Below are 22,655 nucleotides of genomic sequence, written 5' to 3'. Positions count from 1 at the left end.
CGGCTTTGCGCTGGCGGTCCCGGACCTTGTTTCGAATGGATCCCGGCCTTTGCGGTGGCCCGGCCGGCATGGCTTTCCGGCCGGGCCGCGCGCTTCACAGCCAGGTCTTGAAGTGGCGGATGTAGAGCGTCTTGACGATCTGGGTCAGCACGCAGTAGCCGGCGAGGGTCGCCACCAGCCATGGGAAATAGGCCGGCGGCAGGGGCTGGAGGCCGACGGCCGCGCCGATCGGCGAGAACGGCAGGTAGATGCCGAAGGCCATGATCGCGCCGGTCAGGAGCAGGACCGGCCAGGCCGCCGTGCTCTGGGCGAACGGGATCTTCTGCGTGCGGATCATGTGGACGATCAGCGTCTGCGACAGCAGGCCCTCGATGAACCAGCCCGACTGGAACAGCGATTGATGTTCGGGCGCATTGGCGGCGAAGACGAACCACATGAGGCAATAGGTCGAGATGTCGAAGATCGACGAGATCGGCCCGATGCAGATCATGAACCGGCCGATATCACCGGCGGCCCATTTGCGCGGCTCGCGCAGGAACTCGCGGTCCATCCTGTCCCAGGGCAGCGAGAGCTGGGAGATGTCGTAGCAGAGGTTCTGGATCAGCAGATGCAGCGCCAGCATCGGCAGGAAGGGCAGGAAGGCGCTCGCCACCAGCACCGAGAAGACGTTGCCGAAATTCGAGCTGGCGGTCATCTTGATGTATTTGATGATGTTGCCGAAGGTCTCCCGGCCTTTGATGATGCCTTCCTCCAGCACCATCAGGCTCTTTTCCAGAAGGATGATGTCCGCCGATTCCTTGGCGATGTCGGCGCCGGTATCGACGGAGATGCCGACATCGGCGTCGCGCAGGGCCGGCGCATCGTTGATGCCGTCGCCGAGGAAGCCGACCGTGTGGCCGTTCGCCTGCAGCGCCCTGACGACGCGCGCCTTCTGCAGCGGCGACATCTTGGCGAAGACGGCATGGGCCTCGACGGCGGCGCGCAGCGCGGGCTCGTCGAGCTTTTCGACATCGCGGCCGAGCAGCGGCTCGCCAGGCTCGAGCCCCACGTCGCGGCAGATCTTCGACGATACGACGGCGTTGTCGCCGGTCAGGATCTTGACCGCGACGCCATTGCCGCGCAGCGCCGCGATGGCGGGGCCTGCGGTCTCCTTGGGCGGGTCGAGGAAGGTCAGGAAACCCTCGATGGTGAGGTCGCGCTCGTCGGCATTGGCATAGAGCTGCTTCACGTCGCCGGCGACCAGGAGGCGGGTCGCGACGATGAGGACGCGGAAGCCGTCGGCATTCTGGGCGCGGGCAAGGCCCAGCAGCGCGGCGCGGCGCGCATCGTCCAGCGGCACCACGGCGTCGCCGTCGCGCACATGGCTGGAAACGGCGAGCATTTCCTCGACCGCACCCTTGGCGATCATCAGATGCTCGCGTTTCAGCGTCTCGACCACGATCGACAGGCGGCGGCGGACGAAGTCGAACGGCAGCTCGTCGATCTTCCTGTAGAGCGTGGCGTCGCAGCCCCGGCCCTTCTCCGCCATGAAGCGCAGCACCGCCTGGTCCATCAGGTTCTTCATGCCGCTCTGGTGATGGCTGTTGAGGAAGGCGAGGCGAAGCACTGCCTCGTCGTCCCGTCCGTGCACGTCGAGATGATGCTCCAGGATGACCCGATCCTGGGTCAGCGTGCCGGTCTTGTCGGTGCACAAGACGTCCATGGCGCCGAGGTTCTGAATGGCGTTGAGCCTTTTCACCACCACCTTGCGCCGGGCCATGGCGACCGCGCCCTTGGACAGATTGGCGCTGACGATCATCGGCAGCATTTCCGGCGTCAGGCCGACCGCAACCGAGATGGCGAACAGCAGCGCCTCGCTCCAGTCGCCCTTGGTGAAGCCGTTGATGGCGAAGACGACGGGCACCATGACCAGCATGAAGCGGATGAGCAGCCAGCTCACGCTGTTGACGCCGCGGTCGAAGCTCGTCTGCGCGCGCTGGCCGACGATCGATCTTGCCAGCGATCCGAAATAGGTGCGCCGACCGGTGGCGACGACGATCGCCGTGGCGGTGCCGCTGACGACATTGGTGCCCATGAAGCAGATATTCGGTAGATCGAGCACGTCGGCGGGATCGACGGCCGGCAGTTGCGCCGACTTTGCCGCGACGTGGCCTGATGTGTCGTATTTCTCGATCGGGATGGATTCTCCCGTCAGCACGGCCTGGCTGATGAACAGGTCGCGGGAGGTGATCAGCCTGACATCGGCCGGCACCATGTCGCCAGCGGAAAGGCGGATGACGTCGCCGGCGACCAGGTCACGCATATCGATCTCGCGCGGCGTGGCCTCGCCCTCGTCCCAGCCGCGGCGCAGGACGGTTGCCGTGGTGCGCACCATGGCCTTCAGCCTGTCGGCGGCACGAGCCGAGCGGAATTCCTGCCAGAACCGCAAGGCGACGCTGACCCCGACCATCACGGCGACGATGATCACGGGCTTGAGCTCGTCCGGGCTGGAGACGAACTGAATGACGGCCAGCGCCACCAGGACGAGGATGAAGGGGTTGTTGAAACAGCCGGCAAGCTGCAGCAGCCAGTGCGGCGGCCGATCATGCGCGACCTCGTTCCTGCCCTCGCGGCCGAGCCGCTCGACCGCCTCCGCCACGGTCAGCCCCTCGGGGCCGCCTCTCACATTGGCAAAGGTCGCCTCGAGGCTGTTTTGCGCCTCGCGCACGGCGCGCATGGACAGGCGCTTGTCTTCGATGGGTTCCGCCTTCCTCAGGTCGGAACGGAAAGTGATCTGGTTCATGGCTCTGCCTCCCGCTACGCGCGGCGGCAGGCCAGGTCATCACCCGCTGGACGGGCGTGCCTCGGCGTGCCGATCCGCATGTGGCGTGACCGGTTCAATGGGCTCGGTGGGATCGACGAAGGCCCGCCCGGCCGGCGCCGGAGAATGGGCGCGGGCCGGGACGGGACTACTAGAAGGGTCGTCCATCATGGCCTCCCTTGTGCGGATGCGCCGTGCCGGCGGCAGCGACTGCCGTCGCCTTGCGGTTCGGCCGACCAGCGCAGCACCGGTCGTCCGGTGACAGGGCAGATGCGCCAGGCGGCGCGCGGGCGGGACGCCCGACCGGCGCCGGCCACGCCGCGGTACGGTTGATGAACGACGCGCATCGCGCGGGGACGATCGCCGGCATGCCGGCGGTTGTTCTCGGGCCGCGGGGCCCGCACGGCAAGAAGCGTTGCGAACGTGAAGTTCATGGCTCACCTCCTGACCGGATCGGACCCGGCCGGAGGCGAGCGACGATGGAGCCCTTAAGCCCTGGCGTCGATCACCCGACCGATCGGGTCGGATCCCGTCCTGCTCAGTTGTTGGAGCACCCGGGCGGTCAGGCCGACCGCCGTGGTACTACTAGGGTAGCTGTCCATCGATCTGCTTCGATTGTGGGAAAAGGGCCCGGACGAACCAGGCACGACCGGCGTAGTGCGGGCGGCTCGGCCTGTCAACCCAAAAGCGGCCACCGCGCCCGATCTTCTCCGCCTTTGCTATCCTCATGCTCCGTCTGCATTTTTCCGGCCCGCGCGATCTGCGCGCGGCGCGGGCGGCATCTGTCGAAAGGCCGCTGCCATTTTCGCGATGCAGAATTATATTTCATGGTCCGCCGTCGCATTCGGGCCTGGCGGGGACGAGGGAGACGAGCGGGTGTCGGGTGATGCGAGGCGCGCCTATCGGCCGGCCGAGACCGAGGACGCGGCGGGCCTCCCGCCGGCCGCGGGCGAGCCGATGCCGGTCGCGCCCGGGATCTTCCTGGTGCGCCTGCCGCTGTCCTTTTCGCCGTGGCACGTCAATGCCTGGCTGATGGCCGACGGCGAGGGCTGGACGCTGGTCGATGCCGGCACCGACGATGCCGAGAGCCGCGCCCTGTGGGACAAGGTGTTCGCCGGCCATCTCGCGGGACGGCCGCTGAACCGGCTCATCGTCACCCACGCCCATCTCGACCATGTCGGCCTTGCCGGCTGGATCGTCGAGCGCTTCGGCGTGCCGCTCTGGATCTCCAGGACCGACTGGCTGCTGGTGCGCCACACGCTCGCCGAGGACCCGGCCGCTTCGCTCGCCCGTGCCCAGGCCTTCCACCGCGCGGCCGGCTGCAATGCCGGCTTCCTGGATTATCTCGCCGGCCATCAGTCGTTCTACACCGACCTGGTCGGCCCCTTGCCGCCGTGCTTCGTGCGCCTTGCCGACGGCGACGAGATCGGCATCGGCGGGGCGGGCTGGCGCGTCATGGTCGCGGCCGGCCATGCACCCGAGCAGATCTGCCTGTTCGAGCCGCGCCGGCGGCTGCTGATCGCGGCGGATCATGTCCTCGAAACCATCTCGCCCTATATCGGCGTCGTCGCGCAGGAGCCGGACGGCGATCCGCTCGGCGACTATCTCGCCGCCCTCGACCGGTTCAGGGCCCTGCCGGAGGATACGCTGGTGCTGCCGTCCCACGGCATGCCGTTCCAGGGGCTGCACCGCCGCGTCGATGCGCTCGTCGCCGGCCACGAGGCGCGGCGGGCGAGGATCCTCGTCCAGTGCGACGGCGCGCGCAGCGCCGCCGACATTGCGAGCGGCCTGTTCCGGCGGCCGCTCGACCACAGGCAGATGAAGTTTGCCGTGGGCGAGACGCTGGCGCATCTCAATCATCTCCTGCGCCGTGGCCGCGTGACGCGCCGGCCCGACGATGCGGGCGTCTATCGTTATGGGCTCGTCTGACCGCGAACCGCCGGCGGCTGGTAGTCATGCGCCCGGGCGGACGGCGCCTGCCGCCACGCTCTGGCTGGCGAGCGCCAGCAGCCGGTCCCGATCCTCGGGCGCGAACGCCCGCCAGGGCAGATAGCGCCAGGCGCGCGTGTTCAGTTTCAAGAGCAGCAGATGCCGGGTCGTCCTGGTCTGCTGAACCATGGTCCAGGGCACTTTCAGTTCCGTGCCGGCCGCGTCGCGCGTGACGATACCCTCAGCGTCGATCTCATAGCGGAGCTGCCGGTTCAGCGCCGGTATGCGATGGAACTGCACCCAGCTCAGCACGACCAGCAGGACGGGCCAGAGCGCTGTGAGGGCAAGCGGCATCCAGCCGGCGTCGGTGAGGAAGCGCCTGATCCCTGCCGCGGTGTCGGCGTCGAAATGGGCGCGCTCGGCATCGGTCAGGAGAACGAACCACAAGATGACAAAAAGCATGGTCGACAGCACAAACATGCCGATCAGGACACGCGGCAGCTGGGCGGCAAGGAAAGCGAAGGAGTCGCCCAGGGACAAGGTCGTCTGCCCGACGATCGGGGGCCGATCGGATGTCGTCATCGCGGCCTCAAAATTCTCAAGGGTGGTAGGACGGGCGTGGCCATGGCGAGGGCGTGCCGATCAACCGCCCTGATCGCGCCTTGGCGCGTTTGCATTTGTGGCAAGGCGCCGCTCGATCAGGGCCTGCAAGCGTGCCTGATCTTTCGGAGAAAAGGCACGCAGCGGCAGGTAGCGCCACGCCCGCGTCCTCAGCTTCATGACGAGGAGATGGCCGGTCGCCTTCACCTCGCGCAGCATGGCCCAGGGCAATGTCAACGCGGCGCCGGCCTCGTCGCGGGTGATGAGCGCTTCGTCATTGGCTTCATATCGGACGGCACGGCTCGCCGCAGGCACGCGGTGGAACTGAAACCAGCTCAATGCGAACAGGACAAGGGCATAAAAGGCAGTGGCGGCGACGGGCATCCAGCCGATGTCGCCGAGGACGTCCCGAAGGCCCTCCCAGGGATTGGCGAGGTAGTAGGCGCGCCGCCGCGCCGGCATGCCGAAAAGCCATCCGGCGACGAAGGCGATACAGCACAGGCCGAACATGATCGCGAGCACGCGCGGCAGCCAAGCGAGGAGGAAGCGGAGCTGGTCAGTTTGCCGCAGCGTGGTCTGGCCGGTGATGGCCGCGGGCTCGGCCGTAGCGTCTTGATGCGGATCGGGCATGTGCTGGTGCGAGTGCGCGATGGATGATCAAATCACGTGAACGGTCCGGAAATTTCGGCCGGCGAGGCTGCCATGGCAAGCGATGATTTCCAGCTTGCTCCGCCGCCGGTGTCCGGAAGGCGATGTGGTCTCTGGCTCCAGCATGTCGGCCAGGCAGGCGCGCCGCCCGGGGCGACCACGCGCCGGATCCGCCGATGGCGACGGCATGTGCATCGGGTTTCACGGCTGGCGGGACGGGGATTTCAGCGCCCATGGCCGGCCGGCCACGGCAACGCCGACGGCGGGCGCGCCGGCGGCTGCGGTCAGCGTTGCAGGATGGCGCTCTCGATGAAGTCGATCAGCGCGGCCGCAAAGGCTTCCGGGCTGACATTGCGTTTGCGATATTTGGCGCGCTTGACGTACCAGTCCTGGATCATCGGCTTGATCAGGGCGGCGGTCATGGTGATGTCGCCGACGGCGAAGGAGCGCCTCGCCTTGCCGGCCTCGAGAATGGCGGCGATCATGCTTTCCGTGCGCTGCTCGCTCATCGTCGCCTTGCGGCGCTCCTGCGGCGGAAAGGCCTTGGCCTCCATATAGGCGAAGACGAACCAGGGCAGCATGGTTTCCGACAGAAAGACGTGGCTGCGGACGAACCAGCGCAGATGCTCGGCCGGGTTGCCGGCGATCTCGCCGGGCGGCGCATCCAGCACCTCGACGACGATGCCGGTGACGGTGTCGAGGATCATCGCCAGCAGCGTATCCTTGGTGTCGACATAGGCATAGAGCGCTCCCATGCTGAGCCCGGTCTCCTCGACGAGGTCGCGCACCGTCATGGAATGGAAGGCGGTGCGGTTGGCGAGCTTCAGGGTGGCGTCGATGATGCGGGCGAGGTTGGCGGTCGCGACATGCGCCTTCTTGACCCGAATGGTCTCGCGGTGGCGCTTGAGGATACGCGCACAGAGCGCCTCGGTGCCGAGATCGTAATGCGCCTGGAAGCTTGAAAGCCTGTCCATCCCTGTCGCTCCGGTCGGCCGGCGCGCGGCGGTGAGCCGCGCCGGGCCTGCTTCTCTCGATTGCCGAAAGCGGCCGTCGCCGCAAGGCCGTCTCTCCACCGTTCGGCGGAGGCGCGTCCGCATTGCACCATGGCACGGTCCGATCTATAAAGCGAGCGCTCGCTCGTTTTTGAAAGGTACGTCGATGGACTTCACGATCTCAGCCGAACTCGACGACCTGCGCCGGCGCATCGCCGCCTTCGTGGAGACCGAGGTCCTGCCGCTGGAGACCGATCCCGCCTCCTATGACGCGCACGAAAACATCGAGCTCGGCCTGCTCGACCGGGTCAGGGCCAAGGCGCGCGCGCAAGGGCTCTGGTGCCTCCAGCTGCGGCCGGAGACCGGCGGGCTCGGCGCCGGCCGGGTCGGCATGGCGGTCTGCTACGAGGCGATGAACCGCTCGATCTTCGGCCCCGCCGTGTTCAATTCGGCGGCGCCCGACGACGGCAACATGATGGTGCTCGAAGCGATCGCGACGCCCGACCAGAAGCAGCGCTGGCTTCAGCCGATCGTCGAGGGCAAGGTGCGCTCGGCCTTCGTCATGACCGAACCGCATCCGGGCGGCGGCTCCGACCCGTCGATGATGATGACGCGCGCCGAGCGCCAGGCCGACGGCTCCTATCGCATCTACGGCCACAAATGGTTCATCACCGGCGCCGCCGAGGCCGCGCACTTCATCCTGATCGCCCGCACGGGCGAGGATGCCCGCGGCGGCCTGACCGCCTTCATGTTCCACCGCGACCAGCCGGGCTGGAAGATCGTCAGGCGCATCGGCATTATGGGGCCGGAGGAGCATGGCGGTCATTGCGAGATCGCCTTCGACGGCCTGGTCATCCCGCCCGAGGACGTGCTGATGGGCGAGGGGCAGGGCATGAAGATCACCCAGATCCGCCTCGGCCCGGCGCGGCTGACCCATTGCATGCGCTGGTTGGGCCTAGCCAAGCGCTGCGTCGAGATCGCCAACGACTATGCCGCGACCCGGCAGGGATTCGGCGTGCGGCTGGCGGACCGGGAAAGCGTGCAGCTGATGCTCGGTGGCCTCGCCATGAACATCGAGATCGGCCGGCTCCTGGTGATGAAGGCGGCCTGGGAGCTCGATCGCGGCAATTTCGCCCGCAAGGAGGTCTCCATGGCGAAGATCCAGGCGGCCAATACGCTGCACCAGGCGGCCGACGTCGCGATCCAGATCAACGGCGCCCGCGGCTATTCCAAGGACACGGTGCTCGAATGGATCTATCGTTACGCCCGGCAGGCGCGCATCGTCGACGGCGCCGACGAGGTGCATCGCATGGTGCTGAGTCGGGCCCTCAGCGGCGAGGGATCCGACTTCTGGCGCTGGCCGGTCGCGCGCGACTGACGCAGCCTCGTTGGGGGAAACGGCGCACCGCGACGCCGGTGCGCCTCAGCTTTTGGACGGCTGGCCATCGGCGCCCGCAGCCTCTAGGGCTTGAGGGCGGAATCAAGGCCGGGAGAGATCATGGCGGAAACGAGCAAGGGCGGGCTGACGCCGGCCTTCGATGTCGCGAAGCTGGATGGCTATCTGAAGGCCGAGCTCGGCGTTTCCGGCCGGCCGGAGATCGAGCCAATCTCCGGCGGCCAGTCCAATCCGACCTTCTTCGTCACCTATGACGACCGCAGGCTGGTGCTGCGCAAGCAGCCGCCCGGCGAGCTGCTGCCTTCGGCCCATGCCATCGATCGCGAATTCCGGGTCATCTCCGCGCTGGCCGGCACCCCCGTGCCGGTGGCGCCGGCGCTCGCCTTCTGCACCGATCGCAGCCTGATCGGCACGCCCTTCTATGTCATGACCAGGCTCGAAGGCCGGGTGTTCCACGATTGCGCCCTGGCGAATGTCGCGCCGTCCGAGCGGACGGCCATGTACCGCTCCATGGCCGAGACCCTGGCAGCGCTGCACAATGTCGACCCCGCCGCTTGCGGCCTTGCCGATTTCGGTCGGCCGGGGGCCTATTTCGCCCGGCAGATCAGCCGCTGGACGCGCCAGCTCGAAGCTGCCGGCAGCGATGCCAATGCCGATTTCAGGCGGCTGATCACGTGGCTGCCGGCCCATATCCCCGATGACGAGACCTCAGGCATCGCCCATGGCGACTACCGGATCGGCAATCTGATGTTCCACCCGACCGAGCCGCGCGTGATCGCCGTGCTCGACTGGGAGCTTTCGACGCTCGGCCATCCCCTGGGCGACCTCAGCCACAGCTGCACGGCCTGGCTGACCGCGCCGGACGAATATGGCGGCCTGGCCGGCCTCGATCTCGCCACCCTCGGCATTCCCGGGCAGGAGGCCTATGCGGCGGACTACTATGGCGCCGTGCGCCATGAGGCGCGGCTCGCACCCTTCCACATGGCCTATGCGCTGTTCCGCTGGGCGGCGATCTTCGACGGCATTGCCGTCAGGGCGAGGGCCGGCACGGCGGCGGCGGCCAATGCCGGCGAGGTTGGGCGTCTTGCCGGCGTCTTCGCCCGGCGCGCCGCCGCCTTCACCTGAGATCCGACAGGAGGCCGAGCGCCGCGGCGGCTTCGCCGCCCCGCCGTGGCTGTCACGCCTTGCCGATTCGCGCCGCTCCATGGTCCGCGGACGCCGGTCCAAAACGAAACGGGCCGCCCGAAGGCGGCCCGTCCGTCATGATCTTCTGATGAAGATCGATGCTTATCAGTAGCGAGCAACCACGGCGCCCGGGCCGGTCGAGAACAGGTAGTTCACACCGATCTTGATCAGGTGAGCGTCGTTGTTCTGCGAACGGAAGCGGTAGTTGAAGCCGTCCGAGGCCAGAGCGTTGATGGTCTGGTTGCCGAAGCTGACGTAGTTGTACTCGAGCTTGACGGTCCAGTTCTGGTACGCGGCGTATTCGATACCGCCACCGATCGTCCAGCCGACATTCGACGAACGCGAACCCGACAGGGTCAGCGGGCCGCACGGAGCCGCCGAGCAGGTATCGGTCACGCGGGTGCTGCCACCGCCGAGAGCAAGACCGCCCTTCACGTAGATGAGGGTGCGATCGAAGGTGTAGCCGAGGCGGGCAGTGATCAGGCCGTAGACGCTGTCGTTGATACGGCCGACCGTGTCGAGGCCCGGCGAGGTCGGGTCAGCGCGGCGAGCGCCACCGAGATAGCCGAGTTCGCCTTCAACACCGACGAGGAAGTTCGGCGACACCTGATAGTTGTAGCCGATGGTGCCACCGCCGAGGAAGTTGGCGGTGTTCTTACCCCAGGTGCCCGGCGTGTTGTAGCCGTCGAGGTCGTTGAAGCGGGCGTTGCGGAGGCTGACGCCGAGATAGCCACCGACGTAGAAGCCGGTCCAGGAGAAGACCGGGGCAATGACAGCGGCCGGAACTTCGACGCGACGAACGCCGAGGTCGGCGGCCTGAGCGCCGGAAGCGAAGGCGGCGAGCGCGGTGCCGGCGAGGAGCAACTTCTTCATGACTATGCCTTTCTAATCCTGTTTGGACTGCGCCCTGTTGCAGTCAGCCAGAGATCTGAACAGCGAATTGTCCAACTCCCGTTGAACGTCGGTCTCGAAAAGGTGGCTGACCGATTTCGTTGTTATGCTTGGGATACTCCACCGTTCGGAGGAGTCAATCGGCCAGAGGCTGCGCTTGGGGTCTTTCGGGCTGCCGCCGGGGTCTTCAAGGGGGACCTGTGCCCTGACCGACACAGGTTTTGACGGCAACTGGCCGAATTTGTGGCGGATATGAGGCGGGCGGTCAACCCCCCGGATCGGGCCCGAGGAGAGACTCAGGCCGCGCCCGCCGCCTGGTGCTGGCGTGCAATCAATTGCAGGGCGTTGAGCGCCACGGTCGCCGCGAGCAGGGCCGACATGCCGCCGACATCGTGGGGCGGGCTGACCGTGTTGATATTGATTCCCACGAGATTGAGCCCGCCGCAGGCCTCGAGCACGGCGAGGCCCTCGCGGGCCGAGGCACCGCCCCAGGTGGGGGTGCAGACGCCCGGCGCCACCGAAGGATCGAAGAAGTCCATGTCGTAGGAGAGGTAGACCGGGCGATCGCCGATGGTGCGGCGGATCTCGGCGAAGACATCGTCGATGCCGCGCGACAGAAGCTCGTTCATCGGAACAACCCGGTAGCCCAGCGCCAGGCCGTGAGCATGCACGCCGGGCACCATGGTGGCGCCGCGCATGCCGACCTGGAACGAGCGCCCGGCGTCGACGAGGCCTTCCTCGACCGCCCGGGAGAAGGCCGTGGCGGTGTTGTAGCCGGGGATCGGATAGGCATCGGTATGGGCGTCGATGTGGAGGATGACGAGGTCGGGATAGACGCGGTGGAGGGCGCGCATCTCGGGCAGCGCGATGGCGCCGTCGCCGCCGAGCGACACCACCACGGCGCGCTTCTCGGCGATGGCCCCGACCGCGGCCTCGATGGCGGCGTAGGACGGCTCGACCTCGCCCGAGAGGACGCGCGCGTCGCCGACGTCGATGACGCCGAGCGCCTCGAGCGGGTTGATGCCGGTGGTCCAGTCATAGGCGCGCAGGAGCTGGGACTGCTCGCGGATGGCGGCGGGCCCGAGGCGCGAGCCGATGCGCTGGGGATGGGTGCCGCAGTCGAAGGGCAGGCCGAGGATCACCGCCTTGGCATCGCCGATCTCGGTGCGGTGGGGCACGCCCATGAAGGTGGGCGCGAAGGCGAAGGGGGTCGCCGTCATGATGGGTCCTGCTGCCTTTTCGGAGGGTGTCGCAGCGGGCCGGCGCTGGCCGGCCCGCAAGGGATGCTTGAGCGGACGGCGCTTCGGCGCGAAGCGCGCGAGCGCGATCAGGACGCGATCACGTCCATGTAGCGGTTGAGGGCCGCAGCATAGTGCTCGGCATACCACTCGGCGTCGACGATCACCTGCTTGGCGAAATTCTCCGGCGACCCGCAGTCGAGCGCCTTCAGCTCGGCCGGCACCAGCGCCGAGGCTGCGGGATTGATCGGGCCGTTGCCGACGCGCTTGAACAGCTCGACCTGGCTTTGCGGATCCTGGGCCGAGGCGATGAATTTCCAGGCGAGCGGGCCGGCCGGATTGCCCTTCGGCACGATCCAGGCACCAGCGAACAGCACGCCCTGGTCGAAGGTGAACTGGATGCGGTCGCCGACCTCCTTGGCGAGCAGCATCGAGCGGGTGTGCCACAGATTGCCCATGACCACCTCCTTGTTGCGGAACAGCTGCTGGCTCTCCGCGCCGGTGCTCCAGAAGATGGTGTGCTGCTTGATCTGCTTGATCTTGTCGAGGGCGCGGTCGACATTGATCGGATAGATCTTGTCGGGCGCGACCCCGTCGGCCATCAGGGCCGCTTCCAGCATGCCCTCGATATTGTTGCGCAGGGTACGCTTGCCCGGGAAATCCTTGACGTTCCAGAAGTCGGCCCAGGATTTCGGCGTCGCGCCCTTCAGCGCCTCGCGGTCGTAGGTCAGCGCGAAGGAATAGAGATAGGCGCCGACGCCCCAGTCGGACCGGTGCGCCGGGCGCAGCTTGTTGTAGGCGACGATGTTCCAGTCGACCTGCTCGAGCAGGTTCTGGCGGCCGAGCTCGAGCGAGGCCGGCATCGTCCGGTCGCAGACGTCCCAGGTCACCGCGCGGCTCTCGACCATCGCCTTGATCTTGCCCGAGGTCGGGCCGGCGCCGTTGATCACCGCCTTGACGCCGGCATTGGCGGCGGAGAAGGGCTTGGCCCAGATGTCGTCATAGGCCGGCACGGCGTCGCCGCCCCAATTGACCACCACCACTTCGGAGGCGGCGGCATGGGCCGGGGTGAAGCGCAAGCCGGCCGGCACGACGCCGAGGGCGGCGATCGCCTGCAGGAAACGGCGGCGATGCACGCGCTTGCCCTCGCTCCCTTCGCGCAGGATGGCGAGGCAGTCCTCGCGGAATTCCTGGTGTTCTGACGTCGACATGCTGCCCTCCTCTGTGGTGCCCGCTTCAGGCCCTGGCTTCGCGGGTCCGGAATGTCTTGACGGCGACGACCGCGACCGTCGCCACGATCATCAGCGTGCCCATGGCGGCGATCGCCGGATCGATATTGTCGGCAAGTCCCTCCCAGATGCGGCGCGGCAGGGTTGTGACGCGCCGGCTGGTGACGAACAGCGCGACCACCGTCTCGTCCCAGGAGGTGATGAAGGCGAAGACCGCGCCGGAGGCGACGCCGGTGGCGATCTGCGGCAGCACGACCCAGCGCATCGCCTGGGAGGCGGTGGCGCCGAGGCTGCGCGCGGCCTGCTCCAGCTTGTGGTCGAGATTGGCGAGCGAGCCGGCCACCGTCAGCACGACGAAGGGCAGGCCCTTCATGGTGTGGATGAGGACGAGGCCGAGATAGCTGTCGAGCAGGCCGATCACCGCCCAGGCCTTGTAGAAGGCAATGGCGTGAACGATCGGCGGCACGATGATCGGGGCCAGCATGAGCAGCCTGAGGCGCCGGGCGAGCGGCACGCCGAGCCGCCAGGCGCCGACCGCGAAGGCGGTGCCGAGGCCGCCGGCGAGGACGGTTGCGCCGAGCGCCACCATCAGGCTGTCGAGAATGCTCTTCGACCAGCGCGCATCGTTGACGAGGCTCGCATAGTGGCGCAGCGACAGGCTGCCCGAGGGGAGCGAAAGATAGCGCTCCGGGGTGAACGAGATCGGGATCACCACCAGGATCGGCAGGATCAGGAAGGCCGCCGTCGCCCAGGCAAGGATGCGGGGGAGGGACAGGCCGGTCGGGCGTTCGTCTTGCAGTGCCATGGTCGCGCCCGTCACTTCTTCAGCGCCGCTTCGACATCCATGAAGCGGCTGAGCCAGAAGACCAGGAGGAGGACGCTGGCGAGCAGGGTGGAGGCAAGCATGGCGGCGAGGCCCCAGCGCAGGGTCTCGGAGATCTGCACGCTGACATATTCGGCGACCATGATGGTCTTGCCGCCGCCGAGGATGGCGGGGGTGATGTAGAAGCCGAGCGAAAAGATCAGCACGATCACGCCGGCGCCGATCAGGCCGGGCAGGCTCATCGGCAGGAACACCCAGCGGAAGGCCTGGAAGCGCGTCGCGCCGAGCGCGCGGGCCGCCGGCATCAGGCTGCGGTCGATGCCGGCCATGTTGGCGTAGAGCGGCAGGATGGCATAGGGCAGCATGTAGTGGATCATGCCGATCATCACGCCGGTTTCGTTGCGCACCAGCTGCAGCGGCGCATCGATCAGGCCGAGGCCCATCAGGGTCGCGTTGACGAGGCCCGAGGACTGCAGGATCGCGACCCAGGCGAAGGCGCGGATCAGAGCGCTGATCCAGAAGCTCGCCAGCACCACGGCGAGCAGGATCTGGCGCTCGCGCGGGCCGCATTGGACGAGGGCATAGGCGACCGCATAGCCGAGCAGGAGGGTCACGACCGTCGTGATCGCGCCGATCCTCAGCGTGGTGATCAGCACGCGCTGCACGGCGCCGTTGCTGGCGAGTTCGGCATAGTTGGCAAGGCCGGTCTTCGGCACGGTGACGCTCATCACCAGCACGTTGGCCACCGGCACCACATAGAACAGGCCGAGCACGATGCAGGGCGCGATCAGGAGCGCCCAGTAGAGCCACTCGCCATGCGCGCGGCCGGGACTGTCGATCGCGGCGGCGCTCATCGGCCGGGCTCCGCCCGCGGCTCCACCAGGATCGCCGCGTCAGGGGCCCAGGAGGCGACGATCTCGTCGCCTTCGGCAAGGGCGATGGCGCCCGCCGGCATCAGGGCGGCGAGCTGCGATCCGTCCGCCAGGGTCAGCGTCACCTCGCAGGTCGCGCCGAGATAGGTGAGCTCGCTGACCCGGCCGCGCGCCGAGCAGGCATCCGCCGAAGGCTCGGTGCGGTGCAGGCGGATCTTTTCCGGGCGCAGCGCAGCGACCGCCTGGGCACCCTCGCCAAGGTCCTGCTGCCGGCCGACCGCAGCCCAGCTCGTCAGCGCCGGCCCGGCGATCTCGGCAAGGCCGTCGGCGCGGCGGCCGATGCGGCCGCGCAGGAAATTGCTCTTGCCGAGGAAGCCGGCGACGAATTCGGTGGCCGGCCGCTCGTAGAGCTCGGCAGGCGGCGCGCATTGCAGGATGCGGCCGCGGTCCAGGATGACGATGCGGTCCGACATGGTCAGCGCCTCCTCCTGGTCGTGGGTCACATAGATGAAGGTGGTGCCGACCTGGCGGTGGATCGCCTTGAACTCCGACTGGAAGTCCTTGCGCAGCGCCCGGTCGAGCGCGCTCAGGGGCTCGTCCAGCAGCAGCAGCTCGGGCTCGAACACCAGCGAGCGGGCCAGCGCCACGCGCTGCTGCTGGCCGCCGGAAAGCTGGCGAGGCAGGCGGCCGGCAAAGGCGCCGAGCTGGGCCATTTCGAGCGCCGCCTCGATCTTCGGGCGGGCCGCCGCGCCGCGGATGCCGCGGGCGCGCAGCGGAAAGGCGACGTTGTCATAGACGGTCAGGTGCGGGAACAGCGCATAGCCCTGGAACACCACGCCGAAATTGCGCCGCTCCGGCGGCAGGCCGGTCACGTCGACCCCGTCGAGCAGGATCTGGCCCGAGGAGGGCGCGACGAACCCGGCAATGCTCATCAGGATCGTCGTCTTGCCGGACCCCGACGGGCCGAGCAGCGTGACGAACTCGCCGGCCTTGATGTCGAGATGGGTCTCGTGCAGCGCGACGAAGTCGCCATAGCGCTTGGCAAGACCGGACAAGACCAGATTGTTTTTCACCGCCTCGACGCCCCGTTCGTCCCAGCGCCCCCGGGCGCCCCAAAAACGACAAAAGTGTTGGTCCAGCCCGACTTGGAGGTCAAAACGAATTATGTGCAAAACATATAATCTCAAATTATAACCACCTGGCGACTATGCCGTCCCCGGGCGAGGAAACGCCATGGATACCCGTCATCTGGAAGCCTTTCGCGCGGTGATCGAAACCGGTTCGATGACGGCGGCCGCCGCGCTCACCGGCAAGTCGCAGCCGGCGGTGAGCAATCTCATCACCCGCCTCGAGGACGAGCTCGGGCTCGCCCTGTTCAAGCGGCGCAAGGGCAAGCTGGAAGCCACCCCCGAGGCGGCGCTGTTCTACGAGGAGGCGCGCCGCTCGCTCGGCGCGCTGGAGCGCACCATGGAGGTGGCGCGCGATCTGAAGCGCGTGAAATCGGGCACGCTGGCGCTGGCGAGCCAGCCGGGCCTTGCGACCTATGTGCTGCCGCCGATCATTGCCGAACTCCTGAAGCGCTGGCCCGACGGCACCGTGCGCTTCATCACCCGCTCGTCGCCGACGGTGCGCGATCTCGGCCGCATCGATGCCTTCGATATCGGCTTTGCTGAACTGCCGATCGACAGTCCGGCGGCCATCATCGAGGTCTTCCAGATCGGCTGCGTCGCGGTGCTGCCGGCCCGTCATCCGCTCGGCCGGCATCCGGTGATCACGCCGGCCCTGCTCGAAGGCGTGCCGGTCATCTCGCTCTATGCCGATCACTTCCTGCACGAGGCGATCGAGCGGGCCTTCGCCGAGGCCGGCGTGCCGCTGAAGATGGCGGCCCATGTCGAGTTCTTCGGCTCGGCCTGCGCGCTGGTCATGGAAAATCTCGGCGTCACCATCGTCGATGCCGCGACCGGCGCGCATTTCGACAAGCTCGGCCTGGTGATCCGGCCGTTCGAGCCGGAGCTCTTCTACAAATTCGCCATGTTCCGCCCGACCAACCGGCCGCTGTCGCGGATCGCCACCGACTTCGTCGCGGAGTTCCGCAGGATGTCGACGGCGCGGCCGGGCTGAGGCGGCATCAGGGCGCGACCGGTTCGAGCCCGCACCATTCGGTGATGGACGGTGCGATCGCGCCGGTGATCCGGCGGATCGCGCTGATCCGGACGCGCTCGTCGAAGCCATGGATGTTGTCGGCGAGCGGGCCGTAGGTCAGCAGCGAATGCGGGTCACGGCGACATCCGGACATCGGGGAGGAAGCTTCGGGCGGCGGATCAGTCGAGATCGCGCAGCAGGCCGGCGAGGATCGCGCAGCGGCGCGCCAGCGTGGAGCGGATCATGTATTCGCCCGGCGTGTGCAGGCCGGCGCCGTCGACGCCGAGGCCGTCGAGCGTCGGAATGCCGAGGGCGCCGGTAAAGTTGCCGTCGCTGCCGCCGCCGAACTGGCCGTGGCCGAGCTTGAGGCCGGCTTCGGCCGCGATCGCCCGGGCCCGCTCGAACAGGGCGAGCGTGCCGCGTCCGCACTGGAAGAGCGGGCGGACCGGGCCGGGCTCGACCTCCACGGTGATGCCCTGGCCGCGCGCGCCGGCAAGACCGAGCATGGCGGCGCGGACACGGGCGACGCTCGCTTCCGTCGGCGAGACGCAGAGCACCTCGGCCTCGCAGGCCGTCGGGATGACATTAACGAACTTGCCGCCCCTGACGACGCCGACGCTGAAGGTCTCGCCGGCGTCGAAATCAGACCGCGTCTCGATCTCGCCGATCAGCTCGGCCATGGCGGCGATGGCGCTCTTGCCGTGGCGGTTGTCGACGCCGGCATGGGCCGGTCGGCCGCGCGTCCGGATGACGAAGCGCTGGAAGGCATGCCGGCCGGTGACCAGCCGCCCGTCATGGGAAGGTTCCGGCACCAGCACGTAGCGCTGGCGCAGCGCCTCCCGTTCGATCAGGTCGCGGCTGGTCGGGCTGCCGATTTCTTCGTCGGGAATGAACAGGAAGGTGACGGGAAGCTTCGGTTTCAGGTTCAGCCGCCCGATGAGCTCCAGGGCGTGGAGCGCCATGCGCATGCCGCCCTTCATGTCATAGATGCCGGGGCCATAGATCCGGTCACCCTCGATCGAGACGGCGAGGTCGCGGCCGACGGAATCGGCGCCATGCACGGTGTCGAGATGGCCGAGTACCAGGATGCCGCCTTCGACCTCGCCGCCAGGGCCGGCGAGCCGCGCGATCACCGTGTCGCCATAGACCTCGCCAGGCTTGCGCTCGACCGCCAGGCCGAGGCGCGCCGTCTCGGCCGCCGCCAGATCCATCATCCTGTCGACGCCGGCCTTGTCGAAGGTCGGGCTGTGGATGCGCGCCCAGGCCATGATGGCCTCGGCAAGCTCGGTGTCATGGACAGCGGCGACGAGCGACATCAATGGGTTCCTCCCGGGGAGCAGTTTCGGCGCAGCCTTGTTTATAATGATACGAGTGTCAACAGATGATACTTTGCCTGCGAGGCTGAGCCATGCGTTGCCGACTCTGGCCGTCGGCTCTACCGGTGAGGAGGGATCATTTGCCGCCGAAAGCCGCGACCATGCCTGAGCCGCCGAGAAAGGTGCCGACCCGTGCCGGGGTGCCGATCGTGCGGGCGGTCGAGCGCTCGATCGCGCTATTGCGGGTGTTTCAGCCCGGCCGGCCGCGACAGACGCTGACCGAGCTGGCCGGCGCCACCGCGCTGGACAAGAACACCGCGCGGCGGCTGCTGCACACGCTGGAGGCAGGCGGGCTGGTCGATCACAAGGACGGGCTCTATGCGCTGAGCCACGGCCTGCTCGAACTGTTCGCCGCCGTCGATATCGGCGGGTCGCTGCGCGAGGTGGCGGCGCCGGTGCTGCGCGCGATCGCCGAGGAGACGTCGGCGACGGCCTTTCTCTGGGTGCACAGGGACGGCATGGCGGTCTGCATCGAGCGCGTGCGGCCGACCGCGCCACGCGTCGAGGTCACCTGGTCGGCGGTGGGAAGCCGCACCACGCTGAACAGCGGCGGCGGGCCGCTCGCGCTGCTCGGCCATCTCGCGCCGGTCGACCGCGCACGCGCCCTCGCCCAGGTCATGGTGCGGCGGACGCCGTTCAGCCTGGTCGACAGGGACGAGCTCATGGCCAAGGCTGCCGAGATCGCCCGCGACGGCGCGGTCCTGGCGGCGGACGATTATGTTGTCGGGCTGACGGCGCTCGGCGTGCCGGTTTTCGACCGGCACGGGCAATTGCTTGGCGCGCTCAGCATCTCGACGCTCGGCGATCACGCGCGCGAGCTGGTGGCAGCGGGCTATTTCGCGACATTGAAGGCCCATGCTGCCGCGCTCGGGCGGCGGGCGCTCTGACCGCCGGCATGCGGACGGCGCCTCGGGCGCGGCCGGCGCCGCATGGCTCGGTTGTGCCTGCGCCGCTTGCCGGTGAGGACCTGCCCATCTAAGCCGCCGCCGGATCGCGGCCGAGCAACAGGAGGCGGACAATGAGCCGCGACGTGCCTGCGGAGCCACAGAACATCTATGACGACCCGACCTTCTTCGCCGGTTACCGGGCCTTGCGCCAGAACGACAGCGGCCTCAACGGCGCGCTGGAGACCCCGGCGCTGCGCGCGCTCCTGCCGGCGCTTGCCGGTCTCCGGGTGCTCGATCTCGGTTGCGGTTTCGGCGATTTCGTGCGGTTCGCCCGGGGGCAGGGCGCCGTGGCGGTGACCGGGCTCGATATTTCCGAACGCATGCTGGAGGAGGCGGCACGGCTCACCGACGATCCGGCTGTCGGCTATGTCAGGGGCGCGATCGAGGATTTCGGGCCGATCTCGGGCGCCTTCGACCTCGCCGTCTCTTCGCTCGCCCTGCATTACGTCGCCGACTACCGGTCGGCCGTTTCGCGCATCTTCGACGCGCTAGCGCCCGCAGGCCGCTTCGTCTTCTCGGTGGAACATCCGATGTGCACGGCCGATCCCTCAGGCTGGACCTGCGATGCGGCGGGCCGGCCGCTGCATTGGCCGGTCGACCGCTATCGCGAGGAGGGCAGGCGCGACACCCGCTGGTTCGTCGACGGCGTCGTCAAATATCACCGCACCGTCGAGACCTATGTCACGGGACTGATCGCTGCCGGTTTCCGGATCGAGGCGCTGGGCGAGCCGGCGCCCACCGCCGCTGCGCTGGCGGCACGGCCGGAGCTGGCGCTGCATGCGCGGAGGCCGCCGTTCCTCCTGCTGTCGGCGCTGCGGCCAGCCTGACGCTCCGGTCAGGCCATCTGCGCGTCGAGATGGGCCGTGCCGCGCCGGCGGACCCAGGCTTCGAGGTCCCGGGGCGGCAGCGCCTTGGCATAAAGGAAGCCCTGCAGCACATGGCAGCGCAGCGCCTGCAGGAAGCGCCGCTGCGCCTCGCTCTCCACGCCCTCGGCGACGACGTTCAGCGCCAGGCTGTGGCCGATGCGGATGACCGCAGAGGCGACGGCGCGGGCGTTCTGGTCGGTTTCGAGATCGCGCATGAAGCTGCGGTCGATCTTCAACTCCTCGATCGGCAGGCGGGTGATCGACGACAGGCTGGAATAGCCGATGCCGAAATCATCGAGCGACAGGCGGACGCCGAGCGCGTGGACCGCCTGCACGGTGGCGGTGGTGTCCGCGCGCTGATCCATCATGACGCCCTCGGTGATTTCGAGGGTGAGCGCCCTGGCGTCGAGCCCGTGGCGTTGCAGCGCCGCGGCGACGATGTCAGGCAGGCGGCGGCTGCGGAAGTTGAGCGGCGACAGATTGACCGAGACGGTGGGGATGAGGATGCCGCGCTGGCGCCATTCCGCCATCTGGCGGCAGGCTTCGCCCAGCACCCATTCGCCGACCTGCTCGATCAGGCCGGTTTCCTCCGCAACGGCGATGAACTTGTCGGGCGGGATGTTGCCGAGCACCGGATGGTGCCAGCGGGCCAGCGCCTCGACGCCCTGCAGGGCGTCGTCCTCGGCACGCACCTGCGGCTGGTAGTGCAGTTGCAGGCCGCCCTGGCCGAGCGCGTCGCCGAGCGCCGCGCCCAGGACGAGCCGCTCCTGGGACAGCTGATTCATGTCCTGGCTGAAGAAACGATGCGTGCCGCGGCCGGAGGCCTTGGCCTCGTACATGGCGGTGTCGGCATGTTTCAGCAGGGCCTCCTTGTTCAGCCCGTCGCGCGGATAGAGGCTGATGCCGATGCTGGCGGAGACCGGCAGGGCCATGGTCTCGACCTGGACCGGATCGGCGAGCGCGCCGAGGATGCGGTCGGCCACCTGGGCGGCATCGCCGATGCCGCAGTCGTTCAGCATGACTACGAATTCGTCGCCGCCGAGCCGGCTGACGATGTCGCCGGCCCTCAGCTCGGCCTGCAGGCGGCGGGCGATCTCGACGAGCAGGGCGTCGCCGGCGGAATGGCCGAGCGAGTCGTTCACGTCCTTGAAATTGTCGATGTCGAGGAACAGCAGGGCGAGCTGCCTGCCGCCGGCAGCGGCCGTGGCGATCGTCTGGTCGATCCTGGCGCCGAGCATGAGACGGTTCGGCAGGCCGGTCAGCGTGTCGTAATAGGCGAGCTGGTCGATATAGGCCTTGGCATCGTGGCGCTCGATGGCGAGCGCGCAGAGATGCACGCAGGCCTCGACCAGACGCTCGTGCCAGGCACTCGGCCCGCGCTTCTCGCGGAAATAGAAGGCGAAGGTGCCGGCGACGCGGCCATCCTTGAGCTTGATCGGGCTCGACCAGCAGGCGAGCAGGCCGAGCGGCAGCGGCAGTTCCTTGTACGGCGCCCAGAGCGGGCTCGTGTCGATGTCGTCGACCAGGACGGGAATGCCGAGATAGGCGGCCGTGCCGCAGGAGCCGACATTGGGACCGATCGGCACGCCGTCGAGCGCCCGGCTGTAGTGGTCGGGCAGGCTGGGGCCGGCGAGCGGGCGGATGCAGCCGGCGCCGTCGATGCGCAGGATCGAGCAGACGACGCCGGGGGTGATCGCCTCGACCTGACGGCAGATGAGATCGGTCACCTCGCCCAGCGGCCGGTCGTTGGCAAGCGCCTCGAGCACGCGCTGCTGCAGCATCTGGGTCTGCTTGGCTTCGGTGATGTCGGCGATGACGGAGACGGCATGGCGGAACCGGCCGGCCTGGTCGCGGATCGGGTTGATCGAGGCCGAGAGCCAGATTTCACGACCGGATTTGGTATAGCCGAGGATCTCCTCGCGCAGCCCGCGCTCGCGGCCGGCAAGGCCGTTGAGATGGGCGAGGGTCTTCGGATCGGTGTGGCGGCCGCGCAGGAGCGCGGTGGGCGAGCGGCCCATCACCTCGGACCGTTCATAGCCGAACATGGCCGTGAAGGCCCGGTTGCAATAGACGATGCGGCGCCTGATGTCGGTGATGATCACGGCCCGGTCGGTCTCGTCGGCGACCAGCGAGGGAAGATAGATCTCCTCGCGCCGCTGCATGTCGGCGGTGATGTCCCTGGCGAAGGCCGCGCGGAAGCGGAACTCGCCGGAGCGGATGTCGGACAGCGAAAGCGTGATCCAGGCGATGCTGCCGTCCTTGCGTGCGACCGGCAGCTCCGTGCTGGTGCCGGGACGGGGCGGGGAGGCGCCCGCCTGTCTGATTGAGGGCGATCGCCTGGGCGTCGGCAGCGACAGAAGCAGGCTGCTCTCGCGGCCGATCACCTCGTCGCGGCTATAGCCCCACAGGCGCTCCGCCGCCTGGTTGAAGAATGTCACAGTATCGTCGGGGCCGAACATGACGACAGCGTCGATGGCCTGCTCCAGCACCGGGCCAAAGAGTGTAGTCGCACTATCGGCTTGCTGGCTTTCGCTCATTGCCTGACCCGCAGACCCTGCCTCCCGCAGCGAGGCGGATAGCATGCAGAAATGGGCGGCTCTGTCCAGCAAAGCTAAAAGAGGTGTCTCGTTCTTGGTGTATATGATCGATACGCGCCAGATTTTTTCCCGCGTGACTTCGCCTTATTGCGTGGGTTGCGGATTTTCCAGCGCGCGAAGCTGG

20 protein-coding genes are annotated in these 22,655 nt (G+C 68.1%); 6 read left to right on the top strand and 14 right to left on the bottom strand.

All coding sequences use genetic code 11. The annotated features are described in order from the left end of the window. Window positions 1–94: 94 nt before the first annotated feature. Window positions 95–2,782, bottom strand: coding sequence for a magnesium-translocating P-type ATPase (gene mgtA / locus OZ671_RS16610; protein WP_268861782.1), 2,688 nt, complete (start codon window positions 2,780–2,782; stop codon window positions 95–97). 185 nt (window positions 2,783–2,967) lie between these two features. Next, on the bottom strand, window positions 2,968–3,234 hold the full coding sequence (locus OZ671_RS16605; protein WP_268861781.1) for a hypothetical protein: 267 nt from the start codon (window positions 3,232–3,234) through the stop codon (window positions 2,968–2,970). 442 nt (window positions 3,235–3,676) lie between these two features. On the opposite strand from OZ671_RS16605, the gene OZ671_RS16600 reads away from it, so the two are divergent. Next, a complete protein-coding gene (locus OZ671_RS16600; protein ID WP_268861780.1) occupies window positions 3,677–4,729 on the top strand; it encodes an MBL fold metallo-hydrolase in 1,053 nt (350 codons plus the stop codon). 24 nt (window positions 4,730–4,753) lie between these two features. On the opposite strand, the gene OZ671_RS16595 is transcribed toward OZ671_RS16600, so the two are convergent. From OZ671_RS16595 to OZ671_RS16585, 3 genes are all read right to left on the bottom strand, one after another. Then, window positions 4,754–5,311, bottom strand: a complete 558-nt coding sequence (locus OZ671_RS16595) for a YcxB family protein (RefSeq protein WP_268861779.1) — start codon at window positions 5,309–5,311, stop codon at window positions 4,754–4,756. A 60-nt stretch (window positions 5,312–5,371) separates the two neighbouring features. After that, window positions 5,372–5,959: a YcxB family protein gene (locus tag OZ671_RS16590; protein ID WP_268861778.1), complete on the bottom strand. Its 588-nt coding sequence runs from the start codon at window positions 5,957–5,959 to the stop codon at window positions 5,372–5,374. A 302-nt stretch (window positions 5,960–6,261) separates the two neighbouring features. Further along, window positions 6,262–6,951: a TetR/AcrR family transcriptional regulator gene (locus OZ671_RS16585; RefSeq protein ID WP_268861777.1), complete on the bottom strand. Its 690-nt coding sequence runs from the start codon at window positions 6,949–6,951 to the stop codon at window positions 6,262–6,264. 184 nt (window positions 6,952–7,135) lie between these two features. Here OZ671_RS16585 and OZ671_RS16580 point away from each other — a divergent pair, with 184 nt between their 5' ends. Both OZ671_RS16580 and OZ671_RS16575 read left to right on the top strand, forming a co-directional pair. Continuing rightward, window positions 7,136–8,347 carry an acyl-CoA dehydrogenase family protein gene (locus tag OZ671_RS16580; RefSeq protein ID WP_268861776.1) on the top strand — a complete coding sequence of 404 codons (1,212 nt, stop codon included), beginning with the start codon at window positions 7,136–7,138 and terminating at the stop codon, window positions 8,345–8,347. Window positions 8,348–8,467: 120 nt separating this feature from the next. After that, window positions 8,468–9,490, top strand: a complete 1,023-nt coding sequence (locus OZ671_RS16575; RefSeq protein ID WP_268861775.1) for a phosphotransferase family protein — start codon at window positions 8,468–8,470, stop codon at window positions 9,488–9,490. Window positions 9,491–9,655: 165 nt separating this feature from the next. Here the strand turns inward: OZ671_RS16575 and OZ671_RS16570 are convergent, their stop codons facing one another. From OZ671_RS16570 to OZ671_RS16545, 6 genes are all read right to left on the bottom strand, one after another. Further along, complete coding sequence (locus tag OZ671_RS16570; protein WP_038306853.1) at window positions 9,656–10,423, bottom strand: outer membrane protein; 768 nt, start codon at window positions 10,421–10,423, stop codon at window positions 9,656–9,658. A 314-nt stretch (window positions 10,424–10,737) separates the two neighbouring features. Continuing rightward, a complete protein-coding gene (locus tag OZ671_RS16565) occupies window positions 10,738–11,661 on the bottom strand; it encodes an arginase family protein (protein WP_268861774.1) in 924 nt (307 codons plus the stop codon). 107 nt (window positions 11,662–11,768) lie between these two features. Further along, complete coding sequence (locus OZ671_RS16560; RefSeq protein ID WP_268861773.1) at window positions 11,769–12,890, bottom strand: ABC transporter substrate-binding protein; 1,122 nt, start codon at window positions 12,888–12,890, stop codon at window positions 11,769–11,771. A 25-nt stretch (window positions 12,891–12,915) separates the two neighbouring features. After that, window positions 12,916–13,713, bottom strand: a complete 798-nt coding sequence (locus OZ671_RS16555; RefSeq protein WP_268861772.1) for an ABC transporter permease — start codon at window positions 13,711–13,713, stop codon at window positions 12,916–12,918. 11 nt (window positions 13,714–13,724) lie between these two features. After that, complete coding sequence (locus OZ671_RS16550) at window positions 13,725–14,585, bottom strand: ABC transporter permease (RefSeq protein ID WP_268861771.1); 861 nt, start codon at window positions 14,583–14,585, stop codon at window positions 13,725–13,727. Then, window positions 14,582–15,658, bottom strand: coding sequence for an ABC transporter ATP-binding protein (locus OZ671_RS16545; protein WP_268861770.1), 1,077 nt, complete (start codon window positions 15,656–15,658; stop codon window positions 14,582–14,584). Before OZ671_RS16545 ends, OZ671_RS16550 begins: the two co-directional genes overlap by 4 nt. Window positions 15,659–15,836: 178 nt before the next feature. Between OZ671_RS16545 and OZ671_RS16540 the strand changes: the two genes are divergently transcribed. Beyond that, window positions 15,837–16,724, top strand: coding sequence for a LysR substrate-binding domain-containing protein (locus tag OZ671_RS16540; RefSeq protein WP_268861769.1), 888 nt, complete (start codon window positions 15,837–15,839; stop codon window positions 16,722–16,724). 7 nt (window positions 16,725–16,731) lie between these two features. On the opposite strand, the gene OZ671_RS16535 is transcribed toward OZ671_RS16540, so the two are convergent. Together OZ671_RS16535 and OZ671_RS16530 are read right to left on the bottom strand one after the other, a co-directional pair. Then, window positions 16,732–16,899 (bottom strand): hypothetical protein, encoded by a 168-nt coding sequence (locus tag OZ671_RS16535; protein ID WP_268861768.1) that lies wholly within the window; start codon window positions 16,897–16,899, stop codon window positions 16,732–16,734. A 25-nt stretch (window positions 16,900–16,924) separates the two neighbouring features. Then, window positions 16,925–18,061 (bottom strand): M20/M25/M40 family metallo-hydrolase, encoded by a 1,137-nt coding sequence (locus tag OZ671_RS16530; RefSeq protein ID WP_268861767.1) that lies wholly within the window; start codon window positions 18,059–18,061, stop codon window positions 16,925–16,927. Window positions 18,062–18,201: 140 nt separating this feature from the next. On the opposite strand from OZ671_RS16530, the gene OZ671_RS16525 reads away from it, so the two are divergent. Both OZ671_RS16525 and OZ671_RS16520 read left to right on the top strand, forming a co-directional pair. Further along, window positions 18,202–19,008 carry an IclR family transcriptional regulator gene (locus OZ671_RS16525; protein ID WP_268861766.1) on the top strand — a complete coding sequence of 269 codons (807 nt, stop codon included), beginning with the start codon at window positions 18,202–18,204 and terminating at the stop codon, window positions 19,006–19,008. A gap of 131 nt (window positions 19,009–19,139) precedes the next feature. Continuing rightward, window positions 19,140–19,895, top strand: coding sequence for a class I SAM-dependent methyltransferase (locus OZ671_RS16520; protein ID WP_268861765.1), 756 nt, complete (start codon window positions 19,140–19,142; stop codon window positions 19,893–19,895). An 8-nt stretch (window positions 19,896–19,903) separates the two neighbouring features. Here OZ671_RS16520 and OZ671_RS16515 read toward each other — a convergent pair whose 3' ends face one another. Next, window positions 19,904–22,471 (bottom strand): EAL domain-containing protein, encoded by a 2,568-nt coding sequence (locus OZ671_RS16515; protein WP_268861764.1) that lies wholly within the window; start codon window positions 22,469–22,471, stop codon window positions 19,904–19,906. Between the last annotated feature and the right edge of the window lie 184 nt (window positions 22,472–22,655).

Source organism: Phreatobacter sp. AB_2022a (genome assembly GCF_026847585.1).
In the GTDB taxonomy this organism is placed as follows: domain Bacteria; phylum Pseudomonadota; class Alphaproteobacteria; order Rhizobiales; family Phreatobacteraceae; genus Phreatobacter.
Note: the sequence above shows the minus strand (reverse complement) of the source record. Positions and strands in the feature narration are given on the sequence as shown.

Bases quoted from the DNA above. Each gene is read 5' to 3' on its own strand.
- OZ671_RS16565 (WP_268861774.1), bottom strand. From the start codon at position 11,661: ATGACGGCGACCCCCTTCGCCTTCGCGCCCACCTTCATGGGCGTGCCC.
- OZ671_RS16550 (WP_268861771.1), bottom strand. From the start codon at position 14,585: ATGAGCGCCGCCGCGATCGACAGTCCCGGCCGCGCGCATGGCGAGTGG.
- OZ671_RS16575 (WP_268861775.1), top strand. From the start codon at position 8,468: ATGGCGGAAACGAGCAAGGGCGGGCTGACGCCGGCCTTCGATGTCGCG.
- OZ671_RS16590 (WP_268861778.1), bottom strand. From the start codon at position 5,959: ATGCCCGATCCGCATCAAGACGCTACGGCCGAGCCCGCGGCCATCACC.
- OZ671_RS16605 (WP_268861781.1), bottom strand. From the start codon at position 3,234: ATGAACTTCACGTTCGCAACGCTTCTTGCCGTGCGGGCCCCGCGGCCC.
- OZ671_RS16595 (WP_268861779.1), bottom strand. From the start codon at position 5,311: ATGACGACATCCGATCGGCCCCCGATCGTCGGGCAGACGACCTTGTCC.
- OZ671_RS16585 (WP_268861777.1), bottom strand. From the start codon at position 6,951: ATGGACAGGCTTTCAAGCTTCCAGGCGCATTACGATCTCGGCACCGAG.
- OZ671_RS16540 (WP_268861769.1), top strand. From the start codon at position 15,837: ATGGATACCCGTCATCTGGAAGCCTTTCGCGCGGTGATCGAAACCGGT.
- OZ671_RS16530 (WP_268861767.1), bottom strand. From the start codon at position 18,061: ATGTCGCTCGTCGCCGCTGTCCATGACACCGAGCTTGCCGAGGCCATC.
- OZ671_RS16580 (WP_268861776.1), top strand. From the start codon at position 7,136: ATGGACTTCACGATCTCAGCCGAACTCGACGACCTGCGCCGGCGCATC.
- OZ671_RS16515 (WP_268861764.1), bottom strand. From the start codon at position 22,471: ATGAGCGAAAGCCAGCAAGCCGATAGTGCGACTACACTCTTTGGCCCG.
- OZ671_RS16520 (WP_268861765.1), top strand. From the start codon at position 19,140: ATGAGCCGCGACGTGCCTGCGGAGCCACAGAACATCTATGACGACCCG.
- OZ671_RS16570 (WP_038306853.1), bottom strand. From the start codon at position 10,423: ATGAAGAAGTTGCTCCTCGCCGGCACCGCGCTCGCCGCCTTCGCTTCC.
- OZ671_RS16555 (WP_268861772.1), bottom strand. From the start codon at position 13,713: ATGGCACTGCAAGACGAACGCCCGACCGGCCTGTCCCTCCCCCGCATC.
- OZ671_RS16535 (WP_268861768.1), bottom strand. From the start codon at position 16,899: ATGTCCGGATGTCGCCGTGACCCGCATTCGCTGCTGACCTACGGCCCG.
- OZ671_RS16560 (WP_268861773.1), bottom strand. From the start codon at position 12,890: ATGTCGACGTCAGAACACCAGGAATTCCGCGAGGACTGCCTCGCCATC.
- mgtA (WP_268861782.1), bottom strand. From the start codon at position 2,782: ATGAACCAGATCACTTTCCGTTCCGACCTGAGGAAGGCGGAACCCATC.